14 protein-coding genes and 1 pseudogene are annotated in these 18775 nt (G+C 45.9%); 5 read left to right on the top strand and 10 right to left on the bottom strand.

From position 1 onward, the window contains the following. Positions 1–44: 44 nt before the first annotated feature. The 8 genes from QUB08_RS11325 to QUB08_RS32145 all read right to left on the bottom strand — a co-directional run bounded on the left by QUB08_RS11325 (position 45) and on the right by QUB08_RS32145 (position 5499). Complete coding sequence (locus QUB08_RS11325) at positions 45–401, bottom strand: type II toxin-antitoxin system PemK/MazF family toxin (protein WP_333224815.1); 357 nt, start codon at positions 399–401, stop codon at positions 45–47. Further along, positions 356–586, bottom strand: a complete 231-nt coding sequence (locus QUB08_RS11320; protein ID WP_333224814.1) for a ribbon-helix-helix domain-containing protein — start codon at positions 584–586, stop codon at positions 356–358. Before QUB08_RS11320 ends, QUB08_RS11325 begins: the two co-directional genes overlap by 46 nt. A 67-nt stretch (positions 587–653) precedes the next feature. Continuing rightward, positions 654–875 (bottom strand): hypothetical protein, encoded by a 222-nt coding sequence (locus tag QUB08_RS11315; RefSeq protein WP_333224813.1) that lies wholly within the window; start codon positions 873–875, stop codon positions 654–656. Next, positions 872–1048: a hypothetical protein gene (locus QUB08_RS11310; protein WP_333224812.1), complete on the bottom strand. Its 177-nt coding sequence runs from the start codon at positions 1046–1048 to the stop codon at positions 872–874. Before QUB08_RS11310 ends, QUB08_RS11315 begins: the two co-directional genes overlap by 4 nt. After that, the gene (locus QUB08_RS11305; RefSeq protein ID WP_333224811.1) at positions 1045–1419 is read right to left on the bottom strand and encodes a DUF433 domain-containing protein; all 375 of its coding nucleotides are present in this window, start codon (positions 1417–1419) and stop codon (positions 1045–1047) included. Before QUB08_RS11305 ends, QUB08_RS11310 begins: the two co-directional genes overlap by 4 nt. Before the next feature lie 102 nt (positions 1420–1521). Continuing rightward, a complete protein-coding gene (locus QUB08_RS11300; protein ID WP_333224810.1) occupies positions 1522–2736 on the bottom strand; it encodes a glutathione S-transferase family protein in 1215 nt (404 codons plus the stop codon). Between the two features lie 148 nt (positions 2737–2884). Then, entirely contained in the window at positions 2885–3433 is a 549-nt protein-coding gene (locus tag QUB08_RS11295) for a hypothetical protein (protein ID WP_333224809.1), read from the bottom strand. 11 nt (positions 3434–3444) lie between these two features. Further along, the gene (locus QUB08_RS32145) at positions 3445–5499 is read right to left on the bottom strand and encodes a patatin-like phospholipase family protein (RefSeq protein ID WP_445300910.1); all 2055 of its coding nucleotides are present in this window, start codon (positions 5497–5499) and stop codon (positions 3445–3447) included. 373 nt (positions 5500–5872) lie between these two features. On the opposite strand from QUB08_RS32145, the gene QUB08_RS11285 reads away from it, so the two are divergent. Further along, a complete protein-coding gene (locus tag QUB08_RS11285; protein WP_333224808.1) occupies positions 5873–9493 on the top strand; it encodes a WD40 domain-containing protein in 3621 nt (1206 codons plus the stop codon). Between the two features lie 93 nt (positions 9494–9586). Here QUB08_RS11285 and QUB08_RS11280 read toward each other — a convergent pair whose 3' ends face one another. Both QUB08_RS11280 and QUB08_RS11275 read right to left on the bottom strand, forming a co-directional pair. Next, complete coding sequence (locus QUB08_RS11280; RefSeq protein ID WP_445300912.1) at positions 9587–10462, bottom strand: tetratricopeptide repeat protein; 876 nt, start codon at positions 10460–10462, stop codon at positions 9587–9589. Positions 10463–10821: 359 nt separating this feature from the next. Then, positions 10822–14079 (bottom strand): ATP-binding protein, encoded by a 3258-nt coding sequence (locus QUB08_RS11275; RefSeq protein WP_333224806.1) that lies wholly within the window; start codon positions 14077–14079, stop codon positions 10822–10824. Between the two features lie 396 nt (positions 14080–14475). On the opposite strand from QUB08_RS11275, the gene QUB08_RS11270 reads away from it, so the two are divergent. The 4 genes and pseudogenes from QUB08_RS11270 (at position 14476) to QUB08_RS11255 (ending at position 18699) form a co-directional block, all read left to right on the top strand. Then, complete coding sequence (locus tag QUB08_RS11270; protein WP_333224805.1) at positions 14476–15411, top strand: circadian clock protein KaiA; 936 nt, start codon at positions 14476–14478, stop codon at positions 15409–15411. Positions 15412–15600: 189 nt separating this feature from the next. Next, positions 15601–15915, top strand: a complete 315-nt coding sequence (gene kaiB / locus QUB08_RS11265) for a circadian clock protein KaiB (RefSeq protein ID WP_006632119.1) — start codon at positions 15601–15603, stop codon at positions 15913–15915. A 347-nt stretch (positions 15916–16262) separates the two neighbouring features. Beyond that, the gene (gene kaiC, locus QUB08_RS11260; RefSeq protein ID WP_333056794.1) at positions 16263–17825 is read left to right on the top strand and encodes a circadian clock protein KaiC; all 1563 of its coding nucleotides are present in this window, start codon (positions 16263–16265) and stop codon (positions 17823–17825) included. 190 nt (positions 17826–18015) lie between these two features. Beyond that, a pseudogene (locus tag QUB08_RS11255) lies at positions 18016–18699 on the top strand (EAL domain-containing protein). Positions 18700–18775: the final 76 nt, after the last annotated feature.

The raw sequence follows: 18775 nt of genomic DNA, 5'->3' as shown, positions 1-18775 counted from the left end.
TGATGCTATATTTTTCACCCTCCAGCTTTGGCCTTCCCCTACTCTTAAAGTTCTAAATATCGAGCTAAAATCAGTTGAATTTCTTGTATTTGTTGCAACTCCAATTGCCCAAGACAGCGCACAAGTCTGCGTTTATCAAACGTCATCGGATCGACGCACACGATAAAACTCTCGGTACTCAGACCATTGAAAGCCGAAGGAATTACTGGCAAAACAATGGGTCGTAAATGCTCGTTTGGAACAGCAGAAGTGATGGGTAGAACTGTGAATTTACTGCGTTGATTAAAAGCAGTTCCTGAAATAATTACCGCCGGTCGAGTCTTGCGGATTTCTGTACCGACTGAGGGATCGAAATTCACGACCCAGATGCTTCCCAGTCGGTAATCGCTGCTTGCTGCCATGCTTCATCCTCATCGGTTAATTCATCACTCAGTTCATCGAGCAATAAACAGGCTTCTACCATTGCCTGCTGTTCTTGTTGTTTGCGCCACGCTTGCAATAAAAGCTCAATTAGCCGACTGCGATTTTCTACACGATCGTCAATGTAACGCACTAGCTCATCTGGCAAAGAGATAGATACTTTCATAATTATTGTAAAACTATTTATGCCACTTTCCATACTACAAATGGTAGCACAATTCTATTTACTCACCTTACGGAACAAAAAGACGACCAACGCCCATCCAGGTTTCGATATCCAGCAAGATTTCCAGAATACGGTCAACACAACGATTTCGATAGACTCGATCGGCTAAAAATCGATCGGCATCTCCGATCGTAATCACAGGTAGGGAATCCACTGTATTTTCTTCTCGGATCACCTGTTCCAAGGAGTCTTCACCCTTCATGCTGCGGTTGGCAGTAAGCAAAATCATCTGATTTGCCTGAGCAAGTCGCCAAACAACTCGATGTTACTGTCGATCGACAAATTCATCTGCTTGAAGGTGACAACCCGAATTGGGAGTAGATTTAACCAACCTTGACTCGCAATATTTCCTAATAAAATCTCTGCATGACCTCCGAGATTGTGATCGATCAGAAAATTCATGCTTCTAATTCGTGTTTGGCTTTCTGCTGTTGAAGTTTTGCCCAAAGAGCCTCTCGACCGGGTTTGGGTGGCATCGCTGCAACGCGGGCTGAATGTTCGCGATTGCGTTCTTCCCAGTAATGCTGAATTTCCTTAGCTTGCCTTAAAACAATTTGATATTCTGCTTCGACTTCTGCACGATTTGCCTCTATATATGATAAAGCAACGTTAATCTGATCGTCTGTTAAGTCAAACAAGGAACGGATAAACTTCGGGGGATATTGAGCCGTCAGGTAGTCCATCACATCATAGAGAGTGATGCGCGTACCTGAAATTGTCAGTCCGCGCTCTGTACGAATAATAATTGGTTGGTTGTTGGATACTGAAACCATACCCATAGCCTCTGAAACCGCTTAGGAAATAATCCGATCGTACCTTACAAATTGGTAATGTCGTGTTTGTAGAAACCTTTGAGCAAATCCACCAGACGCCCCCTACACAAAATTAGCCGGATCTTGATCTCGCCGATGCTTCAGCAGAATCGGAGAACCTTGGCCATCACCCACCAAAGCCGCCGTTTCCTCCAACGCTTCCCTCAATCGCTTGGCCGCGTAGATGGACATATCACGGGGCACATTCACCCGATCGCGCAAATACCGCAAAGCCGCATCAGAACCAGCCGGCGGCGTACAAACTTCGCCAGTCATCATCAAAGTTAAAGCACAACGCAAAGCCTCATCGAATAACTTGTCATCAGCAGGATTGACTCGAACGATGTTGCGCTGGTGCTTAATGACGCGGTGAAGTGCTTCAGCGCGGGAGGTTTCCGGTTCTGGATACATAACATCCGGCAGTCCCGCCCAAGGCCCATTATCCACGCGGGCTTTATTGACTAGCATCTGAGGTTCGCCGTTTTCATAACACCCGCCCATCTGAGGCGGTAAATCGTGGACGTGAGTGTGAAAATCGCTCTGAGTGCCGCGATAGGTGGGGCGGGTTTCCATCGCCGCAAACCAGTCAGCAAAGCGCGGGTTTTCTTCCCGCATCGAGTAGCCTTTGTAGTAGTAAAGACTGGCATTCATCCGTTCCACGTAAGGCGTAAAGATGACATCCGCAGTGCCAAATTCATCGAGGAAATAAGGCCCGGGGGTGCTAGCCAGAGCCTTTTCTACTTGGGCGACGACGCTGATAAATTGGTTGCGGTTGTGCTGTTCTACTTTGGCTGAACTTGCTGGGTAGCACAGCCAAGAACACCAGGCCCTAAACAGCAGTCGTTCTAGCCGCCGCATGGGTATTACTGCGGGGTTTTCCATGCCCAAACCCAAGGGGCCATAGACTCGTTCCAGCGCGATTAAGATGTCATCGCTTTCGGTGATGATGCGGCCGTCTAGTTCGATCGCCGGTAGCATTCCCGATGGCACTTTGCGCTTGTACCAGCTTTCTTTTTCCCCATAGCAGAACATTGTAACTTTGTCAATACGGTAGGGGATTTGTTTTTCTTCCAGCCACAGCCAGATTTTTTGGCAGTAGGGACACCAAGCATGGTTATCGCGGTACAGGGTGACTCGCACATCGGATTCGGTTTTACCAAAGAGGCGCAAGCGGGCTTGGGCGTTGGTGGGGCCGTTTGTGCGATCGACTTCAAAGTCTGTGAGGGCTTCTAATTCTGTCCAGGTTAGAGGGGTGGCGATCGTGGCGGTGGATGTCATAGGTGAATTAGTGCGGATGAGGGTTGTCAGAAATATAGACTAAATGTATATCGTTTCTAAGTGGCGATCGTCCAAAAGCCAATGGCAAATTTGCCATTGGCTTGTGTTTTTTACTGGCTAAACCATCCCTACTGAAATCAATAGGTTTTTAGGAGAGCAAAGATCCCGATAATGACTGGATCACTACATAGCCAATCCCTGCAACAATGATGATGAACTTGGGTATAGCACACCACCAAGCGATCTGAGGCCAGGGACTTTTTACAGCGCCACGAAGCATTTTCTCAAGCGCGAAATTTTCTGTTAGATCTAGTAGCGCTGCTAGCCATTGCGCCCAAGCCAGTAGAATCGCTAAGTTGTACTCCAAAGTTCCAGGCGCGTGCAGACTATCAGCAGCCATCATACAGCCTAAAGCGATCGCCGTTGAATAAGCCAGTAGAAAGAAATTATCCCAGTACAGACTGCTTAAAGCATCGTCGTATGCCCCCTTCTCCTGCCAGGAGACAATCATCGCGCTAGCTGTCTTCTCATTGCCTGCAAATTCAAAAGAAAGTATACCCCGGGGAGCTTGTTTGGTTGTAAGCGATGGGTGGTTTGTCTTTGGGGCTAATCCCAAAGTGAGAGCAACCAACAGTCCCAATACTAGCCAATCAGTTAAACCACTGGGGATTAAATGGAGTGGATGCCACAATTGCATTTTCTTGCCTCCTACAGTTCTGGTGTCACTCGTAGTACAGGATCGGGGCGTGGAGTTTCTTCGTCAATAAGAGACACATCACCCCAACCTTTCACAAAATCCTGAATGTATTTGACGCGAGCCAATGCTTCGTCGCACCAAGCCTCGGAGCGAGGGTAGGGATATTTATCATTCTTATGCTGCTCATTTTTATCCTGCTGCTCTTGGGCCAGCTTCTGGCAATCTAAACTCTTGTCTCGCAGCACCTGTTCCACCTTTGTCAGTTCAGTCTCCAGTAATCCCATCAGTACCTGAAAACGCACCCATTGATGATGTTCCAACTTAAAATCATTTACTATTTTTTCTCCAGCTATCTCCCCCTTTTCCATCACTCGCTTGATAATTTTCTTGTCCATAGACAAATTCAGTCCACCTTCAGCTTTATCTAAACGAACCTGCACCACCCGTTCCCTGTAACTTGGCAGCATGGATTGGGTGTTGTCGCGGTAGTTTTGCGCTGTTAACCAAATTGCCCGGATAAAATCGCTCAACTTGGAAATTTCTGCCCACACCTGAACAGGGGGATCGTTTGCCTTGGAAAGGTAAATTGATTTATAGAGTTCATCTCTATCCCCATCCAACGTATCTAATTGCCGGCCAAGGTTTTCTGTATCTGGATTGGTAACGACGCTGACAGCATCTGCCTGTATCTGAGTCTTATTTTCGTCCTTCTTAAATGCGTTGGGTGGCAGCGAGGTAAGGTTAATTCCAAAAGTCGGGCGGCTTGGCAACCACTCATCAAAAAGGTGGATCGGAAAGTTGCTAGAGATGCCTCCGTCACTAAACCAGTTCAGTTGCGAATACTGTTTCCAATCCTTTTCCTTGGTAAGATCGAGCTTTTTTTTGCCTTGGAAAGCAGCGCCATTAATTGTGTAGAGAGGAACTGCACCGATTAATATAGGAAAGCTGAGGCTCATCCGCATCGCGACTACCACTGGCAAATTGTCCGCTTCAGGCAAGAAATGAAAACCTTCAGGCAACTCCACGCTTTTGCTTCGGTAAGCACATCGCGTCATATATTCTACGACGTTCGACGGGAATAGCTTGGAAAACTCTTCCTTATTAAAAATAAAAGCGTGGTTTTTGAAAGGCAGTAGATAGGGTTGATTGTGACTCAGGTTAGATGTCACCAGCTTGAGGTCAATGGGCTTTTGCTTTTGCTTTAGCTTGCCAAAGGTAAGTGGCTCACCGTTTTCATCGATTCCGGCAACATAGTTGATTTTGGCAGTCAGCCAATCGGTCAGCGCTTCCGGATCTTTAGATGTGGGATTGTTTTTTCGCCCACTGCACATTCCAAAAAAGTTATTCGGCACTTTTTCAGTGAGGATGCCGTACAAATCGTAGACGCCAACACCCAAACTACCAATCCACTGCCCTATCCAAGCAAATGATACGCTCAATAGCAGCAGGAGTATAATAAAACTCCCTCCGCTTAAACTATCACCCGTAAACTGAGCCACTAAAAAAAATACTACAAAAGAGAACCCTGATAAGAACAACGCCAGGATTAAACCGATGACCAATCCTCTACGCGCTCCGAGTGCGAATACCCTCTGGTGTTTAGATCGAAAAGTTTCGCGAAGAAATCGAGCAAATTGGAAAAAGCCCAAGAATTTTTGCAGCGGACTAGGCTTTTCATGGTTTGTTTTTTCCGTTTCCTCTTCCTCTGGTTTTTTACTCTCGATTAAAACAGCATACAGGGTATCCATTAAGGGTTGGGTTTCTTCGGAAGGTTGAAATAGGTTGCGTAAGAAGTTTTCTTGACTAAGTTGGTCGCTGATCTCCTTGAGCTTTGTAAAGCCTCCCGTGTCCCGTCCGTATTCTGCTGCTGCTGTAACTGCTGCGGCGATCGCTCCTGCAGAAGTGCCTCCAATACTACGAAACCGATACTCTTTCGCCAGCTTTAGGACAATCGGAGGATAAACAATTCCGCTCGTCACACCCCCTTTCATTACCAAATCACATTCTTTTTTTATCTTAGTCAAAAACTCTGATTCTTCTGTTGTATTCAACAACTGCCTTGGCATTTAATTTCTCCTTTTTTAAAAAAGGTTTGCTTGCGAATAGGTCGAGGATACCCTAATAAATTATTGAATCAATCTAAGTTCAATAAATCTCTAACTTAGGAGTAAACTAAATCAACAATGGTTAACTAGATTCGCTTTTTTGGTGTGTTTGTGAAACTTGCGATCGCACCCTCTTAAGATTGAAATTAACTGCTTAAATCTACCTTGATTCAGTAATAACCCGGATGCGGCAGCGGTGTCTGTGAGTAAAAGTTATAAATAGTTATATCGTGGCTGCAAACTATACCGAATTTTTAAGTATAATTGCTTAAAGGCCTGCAATTGGGACAGGAACCACGAGCCTTGCGCTAACACACCGGGTAATTTTAAATAAATGACGATCGACGAAGCACTGCTTTTCCTCGACTCAGTTCTCAAACAAGAGCATCTCAACGATATTCACATACTGGTATTGCGGCAGTCTTGGGAAGGACACTCTTATCCAGAGATTGCCAAAAGCGCTGGTTATGATGCCGAATATATTAAGTTTGTTGGCTTTCAGTTATGGAAAGTTCTCAGTCAGCTATTCGGAGAAAAAGTCACCAAGAGTAATGTTCAGTCAATTATGCGACGGAAAGCGCAACAGGCACAAGTAACCGTCGCACTACCAAATAGCCAAATTAGTCACAATATCAACCAACAAATCGATCGGAGTAGTACGATCGCCGATCGAGTTACAACTGACGTAACAAAACTCAACAAATCGATTAATTGGGGAGAGGCAATTGATGTTTCTATTTTCTACGGACGTGCAGAGGAAATAGCTTTATTAGAAAAGTGGCTGATCGTCGATCGCTGCCGCCTAGTAACGCTGTTGGGGATGGGTGGAATTGGCAAAACCTCTCTCTCTATTAAGGTAGCAGAACGCATCCAAGAACAATTTGATTATATTATCTGGCACAGTCTCCGCAATGCTCCATTAATACTCGACTTATTGGTAGAATTGATTCAAGTTCTCTCGAACCAACAGGAAACAAACTTACCGGAAACTGTGGATGCTGGAATCTCGCGCCTGATGCACTATCTGCGACAGCATCGGTGTCTTTTAATATTAGATAACGTCGAGTCTATTCTACAGGAAGAAGAACGCACGGGTTGTTATAGAAAGGGATATGAAGGATACGGTCAACTTCTGCGATGTGTAGCCGAAATCAACCATAAAAGTACCTTGCTACTAACCAGTCGAGAAAAACCGATCGATTTAGCTGCTCAAGAAGGCGAAACTTTGCCTGTTCGTTCATTACAACTGACAGGTTTAACAACCCCAAAAGCACGGGAGATTTTTCAACGCATCGGTTCTTTTCAAGGGTTAGACTCCGAATGGAATATTTTGATATCCCACTATGCGGGAAATCCCCTAGCATTAAAAATGATCGCTCCAGCCATTCGCGAGTTTTTTGAGAGTAGCCTGACCATATTTTTAGAACTTTTAAATCAAGGAACTTTAGTATTTGATGATATTCGGAACCTATTAGAGCGACAATTCAATCGTTTATCAGATGTAGAAAAAAAGGTGATGTACTGGTTGGCGATCGAGCGGGAGCCAGTATCGCTGAGAGAGTTACAACAAGATTTAGTTTCAAAATTAACGGTCACAGAATTACTAGAAGTTTTAGGTTCTCTCGTTAGACGTTCTCTCATCGAAAAAACCTCATACGGCTACACTCAACAACCCGTCGTCATGGAATACATGACGGAACGATTAATCCAAAAAGTTTGCACTGAGATAACCAGCAGCGAAATTGACCTTCTCAGAAGCCATGCTCTTCTCAAAGCTACAGCTAAAGAATACCTTAGAGATACGCAAGCTCGTCTTATCCTTAAACCTATTGCAGATCGTCTGTTTTTTACTTTTGAATGCCAGCAATTCCTCGAAAACCAACTCAAACCCATTCTCTCATCACTGCGCGGTAAACCAGCAATAGAAACTGGCTATGCTGCCGGTAATATTATAAATTTATTGCGTCAGATGCAGACTGATTTAAGCGGTTGGGATTTTTCTAACTTGACCGTTTGGCAAGCTTATTTACCCGATACGAATTTGCATGGTGTCAACTTGGCTGGGGCTGATTTAACTAATTCTGTTTTCGCTGACGTTCTGGGAAGTGGTTTGTCAATCGCTTTTAGCCCGGATGGAAAACTTTTGGCAATGGGCGATACGAATAGTGAGGTTCACTTGTGGCAAATGCCAGAATATAGGCTGTTGAGAACTAGCAAAGAATACGGCAGCATCGTGTTATCAGTCGCTTTTAGTCCAGATGGAAAAACTCTTGCTACTGGCAATAGTAACGGCACGATTTGTTGCTGGGATGTTAGGAATTGGTCGATTAGTCAAATATTGCAGGGAAATACTAGCAGTGTGCTGGAAGTTGCTTTCAGTCCTGATGGCAAGATGCTTGCTAGTGGCATCAGTGATGGAACTGTGCGTTTTTGGGATTGGAGTAATGGACGATGTTTGCTAACTTTGCCAGCACACAAAAGTCAGGCTTGGTCGATCGCATTCAGTCCTCAAGGTAAGATTTTAGCGAGTGGCGGTGATGACGGAATAGTTAAACTGTGGGATGTTGCTACGGGACAATGCCTGAAAATGTTTGAGAGTGACTGTCGTCAAATTCGATCGGTGGCTTTTAGTTTAGATGGTAAAACTGTAGCCTGTAGTGGTCATGATACTTTGATTCGCATCTGGGATATTAGCACGGGTGAAGTCTTGAGGATTTGCTCTGGACATTCACAAATAGTGGTGTGTGTTGCCTTTAGTCCTGACGGTCAGATTTTAGCAAGTTGCAGCGAAGACAGCACCGTGAGATTGTGGGAGGTGGCATTGGGTAAGTGTCTAAAAACACTGCAAGCACACACCAGTCGAGTTTCATCTGTCGCGTTTCGTCCAGATGGCAAAATTTTAGCTAGCACTGGTGAAGACTGTACGGTGAGAGTGTGGGATGTTAAAACAGGTCATTGTCTGAAAACAGTATTGGGGCAAAGCAATCCAGTAAATTCGGTAGTTTTTTCGCCCGATGGCCAAACTTTAGCCAGTAGCGATCGCGCCGTGAGATTATGGAATATCAAAACCGGGAAGTGTCTTAAAAGCATACAGGATGGACATACTAATCGATTGAAATCCATTGCCTTCAGTCCGAATGGAGACTTGTTGGCGAGTGGATTCTCTGACACTCGTGTCAGGTTATGGGATACTGCGATCGGTGAATGTCTAAAAAGTTTAGAGGGTCATTCTGCTTGGGTTTGGGGAGTTGCCATCAGTCCCGACGGTAAGACATTGGCAAGTTTCAGTGAGGATCAGACTATCAAACTATGGGATATTAGCACAGGGCAATGTCTTTATACTTTTACTGAGCATGAGAGTTGGGTGATGGGAATTGCTTTTAGTCCTTCAGGTGATATCCAGGCTTCTGCAAGTACCGATAAAACGGTGAAGTTATGGGATGTCAGTACAGGGAAAGTCTTAAGCACTTTGATGGGAAATAGCGGTTGGGTTTGGTCTGTGGCCTTTAGCCCTGACGGTAATATCTTGGCAAGCAGCAACAGTGACGGTAGTATCAATTTTTGGGATATCAATACCGGAGAATATCTGACCAGCCTGGAGGGACATGACGGTATTGTTTCATCGGTAATCTTCAGTCCTGATGGTACACACTTGGCGAGTGGCGGTCATGACCAAACTGTACGAGTGTGGGATGTTAGCACGAATGAGTGCTTGCAAGTTCTGCGGGGACACGACAATTGGGTGTGGTCGGTTGCTTTTAGTCCAGATGATCAAATTCTAGCCAGTGCCAGCCAAGATGAGACGATTAAGCTTTGGGATGCAGTAACGGGTGAGTGTATCAAAACCTTGCCTGTTCCCAAACCTTATGAAGGAATGAATATTACAGGTGTTAAAGGTTTAACTGAGGCGACTGTTGCGATGCTCAAAACACTGGGGGCAGTCGAAGTAAGTTGATCAGGATATCTTGTGCTAAGTGGAACGCAGTGTAGCGAAGCATCGGGCGAGATTCTTCGCTACGCTCAGAATGACAACTACTTTGGGCTCCCGCTACATTTGGGGAGGGGGTGGGGCGTCTTGAATTTTAGCCAGTGCTGCTTTCATTTCAGGAGTGGCTAGCAACTTTTGGGTATCTGCGATTAAACGATCGCCCCAGAGGTTTTCTTTGAGATATTCTACGGTAGCATAGCGTTTGTCGAGTTTCAGAGCAGCTTCTCCCATCGCTAATCCTTTTGCTTTGTCACCTTTGCCGTAGAATGCTACTGCTAGAGCTAGCATTGATTCGGCTGCTTTGTCGTCGATCACGATCGCCTGTTCCCAGCGTTTGATGGCGCTATCAACATCTCCCATTTCGTATTTGACTAATCCGATATTGTTAATAGCCGGCCACAGGTTTTTTTCTAAAGCAAAAGCTTTTTCGTATTGGGCGATCGCCTGATCAAACCGCTTCAGCTTATAAAAAGCATTGCCTAAATCAAATAATGCACCCGGAGTGTCTGGTTTTAGTTTTAATCCTGCTTGCAAATATTCGACTGCTTTCTCGTAGTTCGATTTCCGAAAGTGAGCTTCTCCCAAGACAAATTTAATTGATGGATTTTCTGGCGACAGAGATTGAGCTTGCCCCAAAGCTTCAATGCCTTTGTCAAACTGCTCTACTTGAAGGTACAAGCTGCCTAACAAAGTCCAAGTTTGAGCATTTTTGGGGGCTAACTGTGTGGCGAGTTCGGCTCTGGGTACCGCTAGTTGGTACTGCTGGAGTCTGGCTAGCTGGACGGCTTCTTCTGCAAGGCTCAAGGCTGTTTGTTCGAGTTGGGCTGAGTCGATTTGCAGGGTGTAAGGCAGGAGTGCCTGACAGGCAGCAGGCTCGGGCATTGCCCCCAAACCGAGTGCGAGTAGCAGAGATATTAAAGGAATGCGATTAGGCACTGTACAGCCCCAGAAAAAAATATAAGGGTTTCTCGATCGCCTATAATAACTCATATTTTTGAGTTTTGATATTGCTTCTTGACTCGCAACACTTTTGGGTTTTCATTTAAATACTTTTCCAATTCTGTTTTGAATTAAGAATAACAGTTTTTCTTGACTGCTTTATAGAGGACTTCAGTCCTCTATACAAACCGGGTAAATTCTTCATTGTCAGCAACTTGAGTGAGTTAATAAATACCGCTGCGCGGTTGACAGTTAAAGAGTTACAAAATTCTGTTTTACCTCAGAAATAATAGTTAATTTTTACTGGCTTAGAGAGGAGTAAATTACTCACTACAAACCTAGTAATTTCTTCATTTTCAGGAATTTGAGTGAGTTAATAAAGCCTGTTTAATTTTGTCTAACAATTGTGCTGCCGATAGGGATGAAGGCAAAATTTTGGCAGATACTTCTTGCAGCAGAAAGTCGATCGCCTCGGATTCCGAATTTACAGCCGAGCGATAATCCCAGACTAAAATGGGCAGTTTTACTGCCATTTGGCGCAGGTTCGATAGCGCCTGCAGCATAGCGGTTGATTCTGAGGGGGCATCCCGTAAGCACAGCAAAACTAAGTCAACGCTTTGATATTGCAACTGCTGCAAAACTTCTGTCCAACAGGGAGCGATCGACCCTCGAAATCCTGCGGTGTGGATGTACTGAATCAAAGCTTGAAAGTTGGGAGTAGAAAACTGGGAATTGGGGAGGGGAATCTCGGCATTTGTCGATCGATCGCAATGTTCCAATTCTTCCGTCGGCTTCCCCCCAGAAGAGGAGTGCAAATCGGGTAAAGTCGAAATGTCGGCCAATAAAATGCTGGGCTTCCAACTCATGCCAGCAGCAACTTGAATCACTTGCCACAAAGCACTTGGCATTAACCCGGTTGGTGAAGTTTCACCGTCGTCGGGACTGCTAGTGGCTAAACAGGGAAATACCGACAATCCTTTGACTTGATTTGCCAGTTGCGTAGTTGGAGGGTCTAAAGTCACTAAGGGGAGAGAACCCAAATTTCGAGACCGACTTAACTGTTCGATAAAAGCTAAGGGGTTTTGCAGTTGACTTGTACCATCCAAGACGATCGCGTCGGGGCGCCAAATTCTGGCCACGAGTTCTGCTTGGCCGAGGTCGTCTGCTTCTAAAACCCGGCAGTAGTTGGGGTTGAGCAGTAAAGCGGAACCTTGAGACGAACTGTTTTGCGGGCTGAGCCACAAAACGGTTAAAGAACTCCTTACTTTGGCGCTACTAGCATTACTGTGACCGATCAAGTCTGCCAGCAGCCGCCGCAAAGCGGGTTCTTCCACCGGCAAGCTCAAAAAGCCTTCGGCTCGGTTGACGCTGGCCCGTTCTTTTTCGCCTCTGGTGGCCGTGACGATCGCCGGAATCGATCGGGTATCCGGGTCACTCTTGAGCAGCGTCAGCACGTCCCAACCCGACAGCAGTGGCAGCAGCGGGTTGAGGAAAATCGCTTCGGGACTGAACCTGCGAGATTTTTCCAGCGCTTCGGTGCCGGAACGGGCGACTATTACTTGGTAGCCCAAACCTGAGATGACGTTGGTTAAATCTTCGATATATTTGGGAACTGCTTCGACTATTAATACTAAACGAGAGCGAGAATGGGCGGTCAGAATCGGATATTGGGGTTTTAATAATTCTTCCTCAGCGGTTCCCGGTGTCGAGACTTCTTCACTGTTGTTTCCCGGAGGAGTTGGTGGCAGCAGCAGGGTAAATTGAGAGCCTTGGTTTTCTGAGGAAATAAACGAAACGTCTCCGCCGTGGAGCCGAGCTAGGCGTTGAGTTAGTACCAGTCCCAGTCCGGTTCCTTGAAAGCGCCTGGTGAGGGGGCTTTCTAGCTGTTGGAATTTCTGAAAGATTAGGTGCTGTTTGTCGGCGGGGATGCCGATGCCAGTGTCCCAAACTGTGAATGCGATCCAGCCTTCCCAAACATTTACTTTCAATCCGATTTTGCCGCCGAGTTCGGTGAATTTTAGGGCGTTGGAAAGGAGGTTAACCAGCATTTGCCGCAGTCGCAGTTCATCGGCAATTAATTGGATCAGTCCCGGTTCTATTTCGAGTGTAAATTCTATTTGGGCCGAGGGTTCTGCGTTGGCTGTACCGTCCGTTTGGCTCGCGTCGGGAGGTTTTTTTTCTTCTTGCTGTTGCAGTTGTTTTGCTTGTTCAAAGGCTCTTTGGCAGGTTGATGCTATTTCGACTGCTTCGGGAATTAGTTCTAGCTGCCCGGTTTCCATCCGGGTCAAGTCTAATATATCGTTAACTATTGTCATCAAATGCCGCCCACTTTTATGGATTAGTTTGGCGTAGCGTGTTTGGCGATCGTTGAGTTCTCCGATCAATTTATCTTTGAGGAGGCTGGACAAACCGAGGACGGCGGTGAGCGGGGTTTTTAGTTCGTGGCTGATGCAGGATAAAAATTCGTCTTTTAGTCGGTTGAGGTGGATTAAATCTGCGTTTTTCGCTGCTAGTTCTTTGGCGACTAAATGTTCTTCGGTGACATCTTGTCCCATTACTAAAATTAGCTTGTCTGAGAGTGGCTGTTTGACAAATTGCCAGATCCGTTCTTGACCTTTTTGTACGGGGCAGTCGCAAATGTAGGTGTCTGGTTTGCCGGCGGTGGGGCACCAAGCTGGAGCGGTTAAGGTTGAGGGGGAGGCAGCAGCGTACAAGGGCAGCGGGCAACTGGTGGCTGCGGTTGAATCACGCGCGGCGAAGCTATCCCGCAGGGAATCGTCGGATCTACTTGCTCCTACTAGGCTCCTGCAGTCTTTGGTGATGGCCTCTAACTGCACGCTATTGTATTCGCTTGTTAAATGGCTTGGTTTGCGGGGCGAGTGTTTACCCAAATTTGCTGCTGGTTCTGGAACTGGTTCTGGGCCTGCTCCCAGCAAAATCCGCCACGCTGCGTTTTGGCTGACTATTTGTGCGGTAGGGGTTTGCAATCTCAGGGGCAGGGGCAGTTTTTCCAACAGTTCAACTAGGGAGTTCAGGTTTTCCGAAGGTTTCAATCCTGCTTCTAGAAAGCGCACTTGAGCGTCTAGGGCTGTGGCGATGGCTTCGGAAGCCGGGCTTAATTCGATTTCTTTGACGGCTGTTGCCTGCTCTGTGAGGCTGCAGAGCGAGCTGCTGTTGAGTGCGGCGAATTGCAGCAGGCTCAGGCTGTCTAGCATTCCTAAAAATTGACCGCTGGCATCTGTGACGGCGATCGGGTTGTTTGATGAAATGCCGGCGGTTTGGCGGTTTGACCTGGCTGGGGTGTTCAGTTCCTCTGTTTGCAGGTACTCCCAGAATTCGCTGACGCTCATAGCGGCGGGTAATGCCCTGACTGGTTCGATCGCGATCGGGCTTTCTGACAAAGGTTGCAGCCCGTCTTTTGTGCGATCTGCTCCCCAAGCCCAAAGGCTGCGGAGGTACACTAATCCCAGCGGCTGTAACTGTTCGTTGACTACTGCGACTCGATCGCAGTTGCAGGATCTGAAAATTGACTGCAGCGATGCTAGCGCAGCCGTTTGGAGGCACAGCGGCACTGGCTCTATAAAATTTTTGAGACTGGGGGTGGTGACTGGCATAACAAACCTGAGAGTCTGCTCGCGAGAGCAGTAATATTTTTGATGCTCAATGTAGCTGCGAATTTCTGTATCTTATTTGTTTTATATCAGTTCGCTATCAGGCTCGGTATCCGCACCGAGACCGGGGAGTTCGATGCCTACGCCTGATTTGAGGCGACTAGCAATTATTTTAAGGCTTAAGCTTAATTGCAGAAATCACGCTCCGGGTGCTTGACACAAACAGCAAGGAGTACAGTTTGATTCTTCCTGTGCTAGAAGCGCATCACTTATTTTGCGGTTAAGATTGGTTAAAATAAATGTTGAGATGATTGTTAAAATGTTAAGTTTTTTGTAAAGGAGATATCAACTCTGAGCGACCCAGCACTTTCAGGCAACTTAGGTGGTGCACCTACAGCTTTGCTTCCTCAACTGTCTATCGGTATTTTTGTCCGCTCTGAGGAAATCGCAGCCTCTGCGATCGAGCTTTTGAGAGGCGAACGCTATGCTTTAACGCACATTAAGTCGGCAGTGGAGCTTTTGGGGTTCCTTAAGCACAATTATCACCTTGATTGTTTGGTTTTGGAGGTGGATGGGGATCTGCGATCGCTTCTGGGCAAGCTGCAAGAACGATCGATCTTTTTGCCTGCTGTGATTTTTTCGGCTCACGCGCACGTAGATGGAAGACCCGAAGCACCCTATTCAGATGGTTTTGAGGCCGCAGCCAGTACCGCCAACAAGAGTCAAGACGAAAGCTGTGCTTTTTTTTATCACCCTGCTGAGGTGCAACTGGCAATCGAGCGAGCGAGCGAAATAGCTGCCGGTATCGATCGGGCGATCGCACAATTTCTGAAACTTTCAACTCCGGTTCCTGTCAATTACCAATCCGTAACGGTCGATGCGACAGCCCAATTGACTGCTCAAAGTTTACTCAGCCGACAGCAGCGGCGGCTGGCGGAAAAATTACGGGAGCGATTAGGATACTTAGGTGTGTATTATAAAAGAAATTCCCAGATTTTTTTGAGAAATCTGTCTGGCCCAGAGAAGCAAAAGTTTTTGGAGCAACTCAAGTCAAGTTATCGCGACATCGTTTTGAATTATTTTTCTCAAGATGCTGCAGTCAACAATCAAATAGATGAATTTGTGAATTTGGCTTTTTTTGCTGACGTTCCCGTGACTCAAATTGTAGAAATTCACATGGAATTGATGGACGAGTTTGCTAAACAGCTAAAATTAGAAGGGCGCAGCGAGGAAATATTGCTTGATTACCGTTTGACCCTGATTGACGCGATCGCTCATATGTGCGAGATGTATCGGCGATCGATTCCGAAAGAGACCTCTCAAGGTAGAATGTAGAAGGGATTCGGCATAATTTTAAGAAATAAAAGGTAGAAGGTAGAATCTAACAAAAAAGAAAGGAGCCGACAAACGGCCGCGCGAGCGCGAGGCGGAAATTATTATAAAATAACAAAGAACAGCGGATTTAAGACAAATAACAACTACAACTAACATCTGACAACTAATACTCAACATTTAAAAAAGTTCATGAGTCCTCTGAAGAAAACCTACGTTCTGAAGCTATACGTTGCGGGGAATACTCCCAACTCTGTGCGAGCTTTGAAAACCCTAAAGGACATCCTAGAACAAGAATTTCAAGGTGTCTACGCGCTGAAAGTCATAGATGTTCTCAAAAACCCTCAGCTAGCAGAAGAGGACAAAATATTGGCAACCCCGACGCTGGCAAAAATTCTGCCGCCGCCGGTGCGAAAAATTATTGGCGATTTGTCCGATCGTGAGAAAGTTCTGATAGGATTAGATTTGCTCTATGAAGAACTTCGCGAAGAAGACCTGAATTCATAAGATAATCAGGTAAGAGTCACTCGATTTTAGATTTGAGACTTCGGTTGGGCGTGAAACGTTCGGCTCGCGCGAGCGTCGAAGCGTCGAGTCGCGCGAGCGTCGAACGATTTTAGATTTTAGATTTACTCAACAGATGAATCTGGGAGGTTGAACAAAAGTCTAAAATTTTTATCTTTCCACGACAGGAGTACGTGGCACGGTATCGGTTTTTGGGCGGGGTCATTAGTCAGCATTCAGCAGTCATTAGTTATTGAGCAAGAGCCAAAACTAAAAGCTGGGTACAAAGACTCATGATCGGCGGTTAATGAGTGACAACTAAAGAATACTGAGAGTTGACAAAAATCGACATGAATGAAATTAGTCAAACGGTTAAACGAGAAGGATTGGTAACGGCAGGAGTTGAAAAAATTCGCACGATGATTGAGGGTTTCGATGACATCAGTCACGGCGGAATGCCCATCGGCAGAACCACCCTAGTCAGTGGCACATCAGGAACGGGAAAAACTTTATTTGCCGTACAATTTCTCTATAATGGTATTACCCATTTTGACGAAGCTGGAGTTTTCGTAACTTTTGAAGAATCTCCGACAGATATTATTAAAAATGCTTGCAGTTTCGGTTGGGATCTGGCACAGTTAATCGAGGAAGGCAAGCTATTTATTTTGGACGCTTCCCCCGATCCAGAAGGTCAAGATATCGTAGGAAATTTTGATTTATCAGCCTTAATCGAGCGAATTCAGTACGCCATTCGCAAGTACAAAGCCAAGCGGGTTTCAATAGATTCTGTTACCGCCGTATTTCAGCAGTACGATGCTGCATCGGTGGTGCGCCGAGAAATTTTTCGCTTAGTTGCGCGCCTCAAACAAGTCGGAGCAACTACAGTTATGACGACGGAACGGGTGGAAGAATACGGCCCGGTGGCTCGGTTTGGAGTGGAAGAGTTTGTGTCGGATAATGTGGTGATTGTTCGTAACGTATTGGAAGGAGAACGCCGCCGCCGTACCATCGAAATTTTGAAGTTGCGCGGTACAACTCATATGAAGGGCGAATATCCTTTTACTATGACTAATGACGGAATTAATATTTTCCCATTAGGGGCGATGAGATTAACTCAAAAGTCTTCCAACGTGCGGGTTTCTTCGGGCGATAAAACTCTCGACGAGATGTGCGGTGGCGGCTTCTTCAAAGACTCGATTATTTTGGCTACGGGTGCAACGGGAACCGGCAAAACGCTGTTGGTAAGCAAGTTCTTGCAGAATGCTTGTATGAACGGCAATCGGGCGCTGCTTTTTGCCTATGAAGAGTCGCGGGCTCAGTTGTTCCGCAATGCTTATTCTTGGGGCATTGATTTTGAGGAAATGGAACAGAAAGGAATGCTGAAGCTGCTGTGTACTTACCCGGAATCTGCCGGTTTGGAAGACCACTTGCAGACTATTAAATCAGAAATTGCGGAGTTCAAACCTTCTAGAATTGCTATAGACTCGCTGTCGGCCTTAGCTAGGGGTGTCAGCAATAATGCTTTCAGGCAATTTGTGATCGGAGTGACAGGTTTTGCGAAGCAGGAAGAAATAACTGGCTTTTTTACGAATACAAGCGACCAGTTTATGGGTTCTAATTCGATTACGGACTCCCATATTTCTACGATTACTGACACGATTATTATGCTGCAGTATGTAGAGATTCGAGGAGAAATGTCGCGGGCAATTAATGTGTTTAAGATGCGCGGTTCCTGGCACGATAAAGGAATTCGGGAATACACAATTACTGAAAGAGGCCCACAAATTAAAGATTCGTTCCGTGGTTACGAACGGATTATCAGCGGTTCTCCGACTCGGATTACGATTAATGAGAAGAGTGAGCTATCGCGGATTCTCCAGGGTGTGCAAGGTCAAGATGACGAGGATATTTGAGAGTTAGCAGTAATTCATCGTTGTTAAAAGTAAGTTGGGTTGAGTGAGGAAACCCAACTTTTTTAATTTGAGGAGTTTGTGAACATTTATAGCAACCGCGACCATGTTTGGGAGGTTCTTAATTGCTGAAATAAGAGCTTTGATTGCCTATCGGGCCCAATACCTATAGTTTTTACACAGCCACAATACCTTGGGCCAAATCCAATACCCTGGCGATCGCAAATTCTTTGAATTGTGCTTGGAAGGCCAATACTTGCTGTACGCTCAACCTCAGCTCGATTGGCAAACAGGTAGCCTTGCTGGTGTTAAAGTTATAGTAGGAGGGTATTCTCCTGAACTAGCTTGGGTTCATGGCCATCGATTTATTCCCATCGCCGAAAAAACTGGATTGATTTTGGCATGGAGCAAATGGATTTTAGAGCCAGCTTGCTGGCAATATCAGCAGTGGCTAGCAGCAGGAGTAATTCTGCCTAATATCGCGGTGAATCTGTCGGCACGTCAACTCAGCCAACCGACTTTAATCGCTAAGAGCGATCGCATCCTTGATCGCACCGAAATGAAACCGAAATATCTCTAGCTATAGATTACGGGAACAGCAATAATGCTTAATGTTGATATTGCCTACAATCTTTTGATCCAATGATCGGAGCATGGTATTGAGATTTATGTCGATGATTTTGCGGCTGGGTATGCTGCTTTTAACAACCTGAAAAATTTTCTGGTGAAGTCGCTCAAAATTGATCGCTTATTTGTGCGCGATTTAGCCAGCGATCCGATCTCTCGCGGAATTGCCAAAGCCATAGTTGCAATTCCAGATGGCTTAAATCTGAGCATAATTGTCGAAGGAATGGAAACCCCAGCGAAAAGCGAATAGTTACAAGCGAGCGGCTAGGAAATCGGGCAGCGTTATATGTTTAGCCAGCCTGCCATTGCTGAGGTTGCCATTCAAT

Origin of the sequence: Microcoleus sp. BR0-C5, assembly GCF_036705045.1 — a bacterium.
GTDB lineage: Bacteria > Cyanobacteriota > Cyanobacteriia > Cyanobacteriales > Microcoleaceae > Microcoleus.
Note: the sequence above shows the minus strand (reverse complement) of the source record. Positions and strands in the feature narration are given on the sequence as shown.